The organism is Haemophilus parahaemolyticus, from assembly GCF_018373095.1.
Lineage (GTDB): Bacteria > Pseudomonadota > Gammaproteobacteria > Enterobacterales > Pasteurellaceae > Haemophilus_A > Haemophilus_A parahaemolyticus_A.
This window is the reverse complement of the sequence record NZ_JAHAHT010000063.1, coordinates 1-10,618: the sequence shown is the minus strand read 5'-3', so window position 1 is coordinate 10,618 and position 10,618 is coordinate 1. Positions and strand designations below refer to the sequence as shown.

Genomic DNA, 10,618 nt, shown 5'->3' with positions numbered 1-10,618 from the left:
AGGCATTGGCATTCGCATTGAAGATAATTTATTGATGACCGAGTACGGAAATAAAAACCTGACCAGCGGTTGCCCGAAAGAGATTGTGGACATTGAGGAGATAATGGCTGCTGCTTAAATTTTAAAATTGCAAACGTTTGCAAACAGCTAGTAAAATGAATTGAATTTTGCTAGAGTAGCAAAAATTTTTAAAGAGAGCATTTTATGAAAAAACATCACATTGAAACGCTAATTTCTCGTAAAGATGTGCAATCTCGCGTAAAAGAGTTGGCACAAGAAATTAACCGTCATTATCAACAGTTTGAGCATTGCCAAAACTTGGTGGTTGTCGGTTTATTGCGCGGTTCTTTTATGTTTATGGCAGATTTAGTTCGTCATCTTGATTTGCCTGTTGAGGTGGATTTTTTAACCGCCTCTAGCTATGGATTAAGCACAGAATCGAGTCGTGATGTCAAAATCTTAAAAGATTTAGACAGCGAAATTCAAGGCAAAGATGTATTAATCGTGGAAGATATTATTGATACTGGCTTTACGCTGAATAAAGTGCGTGAAATTTTAAAACTTCGTGAGCCACGTTCAATTGCTATTTGTACCCTTTTAGACAAACCATCTCGCCGAGAAGTAGAAGTGCCTGTGGAATGGGTTGGATTCGCTATTCCTGATGAATTTGTGGTCGGTTTTGGTATTGATTACGCACAGCATTACCGCAATTTGGATTATATCGGTAAAGTGGTGATGGACGAATAATCTATTTTATTTAAGGAAAACGCTTGAAGTAGGTAATTTCAAGCGTTTTTTACATTCAAAACTATAGAAAAAATGAAACTAGCAAAAAATTTACTTATTGCAAGCCTTACTTTGCTTTCAGCCAATGTAATGGCGACTCAGTGGGAGAAAATCCGTACGCCTATTTCAGGACAGCCACAATCTATCGGTGGTTATAGCAATGGCTGTATTATCGGAGCTCAACCTTTGGCATTAAAAGGTGAAGGTTACCAGGTCATTCGCTCGGTAAAAAATCGTTATTATGGGCATCCGCAGCTTTTGGATTATCTCACTAAATTAGGGCAACGAGCTAAAGACTCAGGGCTTCCACCAATTTTGATCGGTGATATGGGAATGCCAGCGGGTGGGCGTTTTTCTTCAGGGCATGCGAGCCATCAAACAGGATTGGATGCGGATATTTGGTTGCGTTTCGGCCCGATGGATGATGAAACTGCACGTAATCCCGCGGGTTTAGCCACCTTGATGGTAGATCGCGATAGACAGATTGTCGATGAACGAGCGTGGACATCAAACCAATTTAATTTGATTAAATTAGCTGCACAAGATAGCCGCGTAAACCGTATTTTCGTAAACCCAGCGATTAAAGTGAAATTGTGCAACAGCGAGACAGCAGATCGTGCTTGGTTACAAAAAATTCGTCCTTGGTATGGACACGATTCACACTTTCACGTGCGTTTAAGTTGCCCTCAAGATGCAAAAAATTGTGAAAATCAAACCGCTTTACCCGCAGGAGATGGCTGTGGTGATGAATTGTATTCTTGGTTCAAACCAGCACCAAAATCAAGCACACCAAAACCGAAAGTATTGCCAACTGCACCTTACCAGTGCCAAATGATTCTTTCTTCGCAGGGGTTAGAATAATAAACTGTTGTAGTCATAAAAAGAGCGTTTAACACCATTTAAAAAGCTCCTTTTATTATGCTTTAAATAATTCCAACAACGGTTCTGGATGCTGAATATATTGCACCAGATCTTTCTGTTCTGGATGCCCGATATAAGGAATTTGTCCGAGAAGTGGGGCGTGGATTTTTTGCTTAAGCATTTTAATTAATTCCATATAGTGTCGTAATCCAGGGTTGATGCGGTTTGCGACCCAACCTAAAAGTGGAACGCCGCTATCTTTTATCGCTTGAGCGGTTAATAAGGCGTGGTTGGCACAGCCTTCCTTGATGCCGACGACTAAAATCACAGGCATATTATTTTTTTGTACCCAGTCAGCAAAACTCAAATCTTTATTAATCGGAGTAAGCCAGCCGTAAGTGCCTTCCACTAAGATATTGTGGTAGCTATTTTGTAAGCGTGCGAGATCGACATCCAATTTTTCCACGTGAATATTTCGAACTGCATCAAGGGCGGCAAAAACAGGGGTGCTAGAATGAATAAAGGTGTAGCTGTTGATTTCACGATAGCCAACAGGCACTGCAGTGCTGTTTAAAAGCGTGACAACATCGCTATTATCTTCGCTGGCATAGTCATCTAAATTTGGCTCTGTGGGCAATTCTTCTGCTCCCCCACAAGCGATTGGTTTATAAGGCACAGCTACGATATTATTTGCGGTCAAAACTTGCAATAATGCACGGGTTACAATCGTTTTGCCCACGTCGGTGTCTGTGCCTGTAATAAATAAAGAGGGCATAGGGTATCCTTTGGTTAGCTGGTTTTTAATTCACCAAGAAATAAAATAGAAAATGGTGGGCTTAAGACCCACCTGACGAATACCCTTTAGTCTATCGAATTTTTTAATCAGGGATTATGTTCTTGATCAAACTTCCTTCATAAATTCCCTGTTTTATCATTGCACACGGGATCAAAGTGCTGTTTTTATCAAAATGGCTTGTCACTAATTGCACATTGAGATCGCGATTGATCATTTTTTCATTCAATTTTTGTGTGATTTGCTCAAAGAGTGGGGTTTTAATACGTAGCAGTGGGGAATCAAACAAAATTTTCTCGGTAGAAAAAATATTGACTAAATTCATTAGCATATAGGCTAAATTGCTACTAATATGCTCTAAAATAGCCAGTGCTGTTGGATTTTTTGCTTCTACTTGTTCGCAGAAATGGTTAATTTTTGCCTCTTTCAAATGCTCGTCATCCATCTCAAAGTTTTTGGGTAGATGTTTGTCGATCAATTGAATTAACGCTTGTAAGCTCGCTTGATTGTTGAGTTGATAGCGTTCAATGCCGTCTAATTCAGGATAAATCTCATCACTTAATGCACTAAAACGAGGCATTAGCATATGATCTACATTCATATTCTGCTCGTGTAATAACGCACCACGCAACAGAATGCTGAGACGAATCGCATCATCGACTTGTAAGAAGATCACATTATCATCGCCAATTAAACTACCTAGCGTAGATTCTGCTAATAACCAGAGGTGGAAATGTTCATTGAGCAAAATCGGTTGAGAATAGATTGCTTGTAATTTCTCAACAATGCGACATTTCAGAAAATGTTGCCCAAGTTGAACGATGGCGTTTTTCTCAGCGTTAATGCGTCCAACAACCGCGATGGAAAGTGCAAGGATTTGGGCATCGTTAAGCGGTTGATTTTGACGGAAATTTTGCAAGTTTTCGGCAATAATCTCATCTAAGTTAGGATAATCGCTTAAAGAAAAGGTATAATCTTGGCGGTGAATGACTGAGCCATCTAATTTACAAAGCGAAATGGTAAGATGGTCTGCAAAAATTGTGAGACAGAGCTGTTTCCAGAAAAAAGTAGAAACAGAAAGCCCGACTGCAGGTCTGCCGCGAGAGTTACAATCTTGCACGCTACGTTCTAGAATAAATTGTTTATCAATCAACTGTTTTGTAATGTTGGTAATTGAAGCGGGGGCAAGCCCTGAGAGTTTAGCAAGATCAGTACGAGAAATGAGTTCAAACTGTTCGGTTAGACGGTAAATATTGCCTATATTTTGAATTTTATTGCCAGTAATCATTAATTGACGTTCTCCATAATTTATTTTTTATTTGCTCCATTTGTTTTTATATTTTGCGGGAATTTTGTAGAAGTACAACCAATTTATCCGCATAATGTGATCTAGTTCACATATTTATTTTTAAATTTAAAGAAAATCACGAGAAAAGCCAAAATGAATTCATCAATTCACTACCATTGGGTGGAAAATGAGCAGCAATTAGCTGAAGTTTGTCAAAATGCCCGCCAAGTATCTGCAGTAGCATTGGATACGGAATTTATCCGCGAGCGAACTTTTTACCCGAAACTGGGGTTAATTCAGCTATTTGATGGCAAGCAAGTCAGTTTGATTGATCCAACGGTGATTAAAGATTTCAGTCCTTTTGTTGCATTGCTTGCGGATCAAAAAGTCATCAAAGTGTTACACGCTTGCAGTGAAGATTTGGAAGTGTTTGAATGTGCTTTTAACCAATTGCCTACACCGTTGGTAGATACGCAAGTAATGGCAACTTTCTTAAATTTAGGCACATCCGTTGGCTTTGCTAAATTAGTATTGCATTATTTAGATGTTGAGCTCGACAAAGGCGCTTCACGCACAGATTGGCTTGCCCGTCCATTAAGTGAAACCCAGTTGCAATATGCCGCAGCGGATGTGTGGTATTTGTTGCCGATTTATCAGAAAATGCAGGCAGAATTGGCTCAAACAAACTGGCAAAATGCGGTGAATGAAGAGTGTTCCGCTTTTTTAACGAAGCGTGAACGCGTGGAAGATTTAGACAAAGCTTACATCAAAATTTCAAATGCGTGGCGGTTAGAACCACAGCAGCTAGCTGTGTTAAAATTACTGGCAAAATGGCGGGCGGAAGAGGCACAAAGTCGCAATTTAGCTTTGAATTTTGTGGTAAAAGAATCGAATTTATATGAAATTGCTCGTATTTTGCCAAAAAATCCTTCGCAATTGTTAGATTTTATGCACCCCAATGAAGTACGTAGACACGGCAAAAAAATCTTACGTTTAGTAGAGCAAGGCTTGAATACCTCTATGGAACTTTATCCTGCCAAAATTGTACGTTTAGTGGATGAGCCTAATTACAAATATAGCTTAAAAGCCTTGCAGCAAAAGCTTGCCGAAATTCGACCGCTTGATCTGCCTGCTGAACTGGTGGCAAGCAAACGTCAGTTAAATCAGCTATTTAGTTGGCATATCAAAGGGCGATCTTCTGATCGTTTGCCAGAGTTATTATGCGGTTGGCGAAAAGAATATGGCGAGCAATTGGTGAATGTATTTAATTAAAATGAGATAAACATTATGGAAGCAAAAAAATTACCCCGTGCATTAGATGCAATTGATTTAAAAATCCTGAACGAACTTCAACGTAATGGCAAAATTTCTAACATCGAACTTTCTAAACGAGTAGGGCTTTCGCCAACGCCTTGTCTTGAAAGGGTTAAACGTTTAGAAAAACAGAACGTGATTATGGGCTATCGTGCCTTGCTCAACCCTGAACTGCTAGAAGCACCGCTTTTAGTTATTGTGGAAATTACGCTTGTGCGTGGGAAACCTGATGTATTTGAGGAATTTAACCAAGCGGTGCAGCAGTTAGATGAAATCCAAGAGTGCCATTTAGTTTCGGGCGATTTCGACTATTTACTCAAAACGAGAGTTGCCGATATGGCGGCTTATCGTAAATTGCTTGGCACAACGCTGTTACGTTTACCTGGCGTGAACGATACTCGTACTTATGTGGTTATGGAAGAAGTGAAACAGACGAATTATTTGTTGCTGAAAGAAAAGGAAATATTGTGATTAGACGACTTAAAGGAAAAGAAACCGCCTTTAATTTTCTTTTTGCCCTTTGTGGCTTGTTTGGGATTTATCTTATTCTCGCTTGGGCAAGTTATAGCCCGTTAGATAATGCGTGGTCGGTGGCGAGTACCGCTACGAGCGAGCCACTAAATAAAACAGGCGTATTTGGGGCGTGGATGATCGATTTGCTCTATGCTTTTTTTGGCAAAGTGGCATTTCTCTTGCCGTTTAGTTTAACGGGCTTTTCTGCTTATATGCTGCTTACCCGTGGAGCAGAAAATGCCACGGTGAAAGGTATTTTTCTCCATAGTTTGAGCTTCTTTGTGCTGATGATTGGCTTAGCAGGTTTAGCGAATACGATTTTATCTAACTCACCAAATTATCTAGCGGGCGGTTTTGTCGGGGCGATGAGTCAAGGATTGATGAGTGAGCATATTGGACAATTCGGTGGTTTATTTGTGGCAATGTTGTTGACTGCAACTGGATTCTATTTTTGCTCAGGTCAAACCCTTATTCCATTATTAATTCATTTCTATGATTGGGTAAATGCGAAAGATGCCACAGCGGAAGAAAAACCTCTGCAAGTTAAATCCGTAGCCGAAGTTAAGCCAACCGAAGATGATTTGCAATTCGGTAGTGAAAACTTACCGCTTGCAGCTGAAGAACCAACAGACGAGCGTGTAGACACTGTCATTTCGATAGATGAACAGCTAACAGATATTACGATCTTTAAACGCCCCAATATCAGTGGGTTGCATCAATCTTCTTCTATTGAAAGGGTTTCCGCCGAGCCTTCTTCTGAAATGAAACCAACGATGGTTGTGGAAACAGCGGAGATGCATTTGTTTAATCCTGCCGATATTCATACAGAGCTTCCACTGCCGAAAATTAATTTACCTGAGATTGAAACGGAAGTACTGCCAGCCCAAACCGAAAATAAGATTGGGTTGAATGTTGAACTACCCAAAGTGCGTTTAAATCCGATTGAACCACAAACGGAGAGAGTAGAACAAGCGGTGGATTTTGCAGAAAATCTCGCAAATCCGACCGCTCCACCCAAAATTAGCGTGCGTTTAGTAAATGAAGATCCTGAACTTGATATGGCTGAGCAAGTGGCATTTGAGCCTGAAATGCCGCATTTTATGCAATCGTCACCTGTGATTAAATTGATGGAGACGGAAGAAAGCGAAGAGCAAAATGAAGATTTTGATGCCATTCGTGAACGTGAGTTTGCGGAAATGGAACGCCAGCGTTTAGCAGAACTTGAGGCTCGAGCAAAAGCGGTGGGCTTAGAACATACGTTTAATAAGATTACGGAAGGCTCAAGCCATTTTGAGACGGCTTTACCAACCAATGTGCAAATTCGCACAGAACCTACGCCATCAAAATTTACAACGCCGTTAAAAGCAGCTGTGGGAGCGGAGGGGAATACCCCCGACTATCCCCGAGGTGGCTATGGCGAAACTTTAATTCATCCATTATTGCAAGGCAGTAAAAAGTTGGAAAAACCAACCACCCCATTACCCACATTGAATTTATTGGAAGAGCATCAACCAAGTGGTCAGCAGATGACAGAAGGAGAAATTATTGCGACCTCTCGACGCATTGAAACTGCATTGGCAAACTATGGTGTAAAAGCGACGGTTGAAGATGTATTAGTGGGGCCTGTGGTAACCCGTTACGAAATTAAACCCGCAGTGGGGGTGAAAGCGGCAAAAATTACCTCTTTAGCGAGTGATTTAGCCCGTGAAATGATGTCTACCATTCGTATTACCGATGTGGTACCAGGTAAGCCTTATATGGGTATTGAAGTACCGAATCCACATCGTGAAATTGTGTGGTTGCGAGATTTGATCGCAAGCGATGAATTCCGTTATACCCAAGCTAAATTGCCGATGATTTTGGGGAAAGATTTGGCGAATAAACCTGTGATTATGGATATGGTGGACACACCGCATTTGCTTGTGGCAGGACAAACGGGCGGCGGTAAATCGGTTGGGATCAATACGATGATTTTGAGCTTGCTTTATAAGCTCACACCTGAACAAGTTCGCTTGATTATGATTGATCCGAAACAGGTTGAACTTTCGGTGTATAACGATATTCCACACTTGCTAACGCCAGTGGTTACCGATATGAAAAAGGCGGCAAATGCCTTGCGTTGGGCAGTAGATGAGATGGAGCGTCGCTACACCTTACTGACTCATTTAAATGTGCGTAACATTACAGGCTACAATAATAAAATTGATGAAGCTGAAGCAATGGGAATGCCAATTGCGGATCCAAGTTGGAAAGAGGGCGATTCAATGGATAAAATGCCGCCTGCGTTGGGCAAACTCAGCTACATTGTTTTGGTGGTGGATGAGTTTGCTGATCTTATGATGACTGCAGGCAAAGAGGTGGAAGAATACATTATGCGTATTTCACAAAAAGCACGTGCAATTGGTATCCATCTAATTTTGGCAACGCAACGCCCATCAACCGATGTCATTACAGGCGTGATTAAAGCGAATATTCCAAGCCGTATTGCATTTACGGTGGCAAGCCCTTACGATTCTCGCACTATTTTAGATAGCATTGGTGCGGAAAATTTGCTAGGTCGAGGCGATATGCTTTATTCCAAAGCAGGTAGCCCAGAGTTGGTGCGTGTGCACGGGGCTTATATGAGCGATGATGATGTCGTGAATGTGGCGGATAACTGGAAAGCACGAGGCAAGCCAGAATATATTGAGAGTATTTTGGAGTCGCCTGCCGATGAAGAGGTGGGCGAGACGAGCGGTAGTGGCGATTTAGATGAGCGTTTTGATGAGGTAGTTGCTTTTGTACAAGAAACAGGCATTACTTCGGCTAGTGGCTTGCAACGTCATCTTCGTTTAGGTTTTAACCGTGCAGCACGTATTTTAGACCAGATGGAGCGTGAAGGGATTTTGTCTTCACCAGATAAACGCGGTAAGCGTGAAATTATTTAACCTTGGTAGAAACAAGCGGCGATTTTTGCTGAGTATTTTGCAAAGGATCTTGCTAAAATCACCGCTTGTTTATTGCTTTCAATGAATGGCTATCCATCACTTGCATAAATTTTATTGATCAAAGTAATTTTGTACTATTTTAATAGTACAAACCGTTTGACATTTTAATTTGATTCCACTACCTTTATAGCCACTTACTCATAACACAACAAGAGAGAAACACAATGTCTTATAAAAATGACGATCTTCGTATTAAAAATATTGAACAACTTTTACCACCTATTGCTTTATTAGAGCGTTTTCCAGCGAGTGATGTTGCGGCAGAAACGGTGGAAAAAACACGCCAAGCAATTCACAGAATTATTCACGGTGCAGATGATCGCTTATTAGTGGTGATTGGGCCTTGCTCGATCCACGATCCAAAAGCTGCACTTGAATATGCTGATCGAATTAAAACAATGCGTGCAAATCCAAAAATTAATCAAAATCTTGAAGTGGTTATGCGTGTGTATTTCGAAAAACCACGCACTACTGTGGGCTGGAAAGGCTTAATCAATGATCCATATTTGAACGAAACTTACGCATTAAACGATGGTTTACGTTTAGGTCGTAAAGTGCTTTCAGATATTAACGATTTAGGCGTGCCAGCAGCGGGTGAATTTTTGGATATGATCACGCCACAATATATGGCAGATTTTATGAGTTGGGGGGCAATTGGTGCTCGTACGACAGAATCACAAGTACATCGTGAATTAGCCTCTGGTTTATCTTGTGCAGTAGGTTTCAAAAATGGTACCAATGGCAGCGTAAAAATTGCATTAGATGCAATTGCATCAGCAGAATCGCCACACCATTTCTTATCCGTAACCAAATTTGGTCATTCGGCAATCGTATCGACTGAAGGTAACCCAGATTGCCACATCATTTTACGAGGTGGCGATAAAGGCACAAATTACGATGCAGAATCAGTTGCGGCAGTGTGTGCAGAGATCGAAAAATCAGGTCATCGTCCACACGTAATGGTGGATTTCAGCCACGCTAATAGTAGCAAACAATTTAAACGCCAAATGGATGTGTGTGAAGATGTTTGCAAACAAATTGCTGGCGGTTCAGAGTTAATTTCAGGCGTGATGATCGAAAGTCATTTAGTCGAAGGTCGCCAAGATCTGAAATCAGGACAAACACTTGAAGATTTAGTTTACGGACAAAGCATCACCGACGGTTGCATCGGCTGGGAAGATAGCGAAAAAGCGTTATTTGCTTTAGCAGAAGCGGTTGAAGAGCGTCGTCGTAAACATCAAAAATAATCTTTAAAGTATCAAATCGTAGGGACGGAGTTTATCCCCGTCCTATTTTCATTTTATAAGGGTAGGGATAAACCTTACTTCTACGTACAAATTAGAGAGTTTAGAATGAATCATACCATTCTCGCCTTAGATACTGCCACTGAAGCTTGTTCGGTGGCTTTGTTGCATCAAGGCAACATCACTTTTGAAGATGAACTTAGTCCAAGAACGCACACGCAACGCATTTTACCGATGGTAGATGGTTTATTAAAAAATGCTCATCTTTCTATCAAAGAGTTGGATTATTTAGTCTTCGGTCGAGGCCCTGGCAGTTTTACAGGCGTACGCGTAGGCGTGGGGGTTGCTCAAGGGTTAGCATTCGGGGCTGAGTTGAAAGTTGTACCAATTTCAAACCTAACCACTATGGCAGAGCAGGCTTATCAAGAGCTAGGTGTAACAGAAGTGATAGCCTTGATTGATGCCAGAATGAATGAGGTCTATTTTTCGCAATTAATTCGTACCGAAAACGGTTGGATGGAGAAAGTAAAAGAGCAAGTTTGCTCGCCAGAACGTGCGTTAGAGCAGTTTCAATTAGATGACGAAAAGATTACCGTCGTGGGCACAGGTTGGGCAGCTTATCCGCAATTTGCCGAACAGAATCTACCGCTTGTAATCAGTGAAATTACCTTGCCTTCAGCAAAATATATGCTTGCTTTAGCCGAACAAGAAATTGTGAAAGGTAATGTAAAATCGGTTGATGAAATCGAACCTGTTTATTTACGCAATGAAGTAACTTGGAAGAAGTTACCGCATAAGCAGTAAAAGCAATGCGTGAATTTAAAGATTCACG

Annotated in this window: 9 protein-coding genes; 7 read left to right on the top strand and 2 right to left on the bottom strand. The window is 41.0% G+C overall.

Annotated features, from left to right (window positions below; genetic code table 11):
• The first annotated feature begins 204 nt into the window (after positions 1 to 204).
• A complete protein-coding gene (gene hpt / locus KH943_RS06960; RefSeq protein WP_304109410.1) occupies positions 205 to 747 on the top strand; it encodes a hypoxanthine phosphoribosyltransferase in 543 nt (180 codons plus the stop codon).
• Positions 748 to 819: 72 nt separating this feature from the next.
• Positions 820 to 1,647: a penicillin-insensitive murein endopeptidase gene (gene mepA, locus KH943_RS06955; protein ID WP_304109407.1), complete on the top strand. Its 828-nt coding sequence runs from the start codon at positions 820 to 822 to the stop codon at positions 1,645 to 1,647.
• A 55-nt stretch (positions 1,648 to 1,702) separates the two neighbouring features.
• Here mepA and bioD read toward each other — a convergent pair whose 3' ends face one another.
• Complete coding sequence (gene bioD / locus KH943_RS06950) at positions 1,703 to 2,422, bottom strand: dethiobiotin synthase (protein WP_304109404.1); 720 nt, start codon at positions 2,420 to 2,422, stop codon at positions 1,703 to 1,705.
• Between the two features lie 103 nt (positions 2,423 to 2,525).
• On the bottom strand, positions 2,526 to 3,728 hold the full coding sequence (locus KH943_RS06945; protein ID WP_304109402.1) for an ROK family protein: 1,203 nt from the start codon (positions 3,726 to 3,728) through the stop codon (positions 2,526 to 2,528).
• A 153-nt stretch (positions 3,729 to 3,881) separates the two neighbouring features.
• Between KH943_RS06945 and rnd the strand changes: the two genes are divergently transcribed.
• From rnd to tsaB, 5 genes are all read left to right on the top strand, one after another.
• The gene (rnd, locus tag KH943_RS06940; protein WP_304109399.1) at positions 3,882 to 5,000 is read left to right on the top strand and encodes a ribonuclease D; all 1,119 of its coding nucleotides are present in this window, start codon (positions 3,882 to 3,884) and stop codon (positions 4,998 to 5,000) included.
• A 15-nt stretch (positions 5,001 to 5,015) separates the two neighbouring features.
• Positions 5,016 to 5,513: a leucine-responsive transcriptional regulator Lrp gene (gene lrp, locus KH943_RS06935; RefSeq protein ID WP_304109397.1), complete on the top strand. Its 498-nt coding sequence runs from the start codon at positions 5,016 to 5,018 to the stop codon at positions 5,511 to 5,513.
• Positions 5,510 to 8,482 (top strand): DNA translocase FtsK, encoded by a 2,973-nt coding sequence (locus KH943_RS06930; protein WP_304109394.1) that lies wholly within the window; start codon positions 5,510 to 5,512, stop codon positions 8,480 to 8,482. Before lrp ends, KH943_RS06930 begins: the two co-directional genes overlap by 4 nt.
• Before the next feature lie 224 nt (positions 8,483 to 8,706).
• Positions 8,707 to 9,789: a 3-deoxy-7-phosphoheptulonate synthase AroG gene (aroG, locus tag KH943_RS06925; RefSeq protein WP_304109392.1), complete on the top strand. Its 1,083-nt coding sequence runs from the start codon at positions 8,707 to 8,709 to the stop codon at positions 9,787 to 9,789.
• A 105-nt stretch (positions 9,790 to 9,894) separates the two neighbouring features.
• Positions 9,895 to 10,590 carry a tRNA (adenosine(37)-N6)-threonylcarbamoyltransferase complex dimerization subunit type 1 TsaB gene (gene tsaB, locus KH943_RS06920; protein ID WP_304109389.1) on the top strand — a complete coding sequence of 232 codons (696 nt, stop codon included), beginning with the start codon at positions 9,895 to 9,897 and terminating at the stop codon, positions 10,588 to 10,590.
• Positions 10,591 to 10,618 lie beyond the last annotated feature (28 nt).

Excerpts from the sequence above, each read along its gene's own strand:
- hpt (WP_304109410.1), top strand. The coding sequence starts at position 205 with ATGAAAAAACATCACATTGAAACGCTAATTTCTCGTAAAGATGTGCAA.
- mepA (WP_304109407.1), top strand. The coding sequence starts at position 820 with ATGAAACTAGCAAAAAATTTACTTATTGCAAGCCTTACTTTGCTTTCA.
- bioD (WP_304109404.1), bottom strand. The coding sequence starts at position 2,422 with ATGCCCTCTTTATTTATTACAGGCACAGACACCGACGTGGGCAAAACG.
- KH943_RS06945 (WP_304109402.1), bottom strand. The coding sequence starts at position 3,728 with ATGATTACTGGCAATAAAATTCAAAATATAGGCAATATTTACCGTCTA.
- rnd (WP_304109399.1), top strand. The coding sequence starts at position 3,882 with ATGAATTCATCAATTCACTACCATTGGGTGGAAAATGAGCAGCAATTA.
- lrp (WP_304109397.1), top strand. The coding sequence starts at position 5,016 with ATGGAAGCAAAAAAATTACCCCGTGCATTAGATGCAATTGATTTAAAA.
- aroG (WP_304109392.1), top strand. The coding sequence starts at position 8,707 with ATGTCTTATAAAAATGACGATCTTCGTATTAAAAATATTGAACAACTT.
- tsaB (WP_304109389.1), top strand. The coding sequence starts at position 9,895 with ATGAATCATACCATTCTCGCCTTAGATACTGCCACTGAAGCTTGTTCG.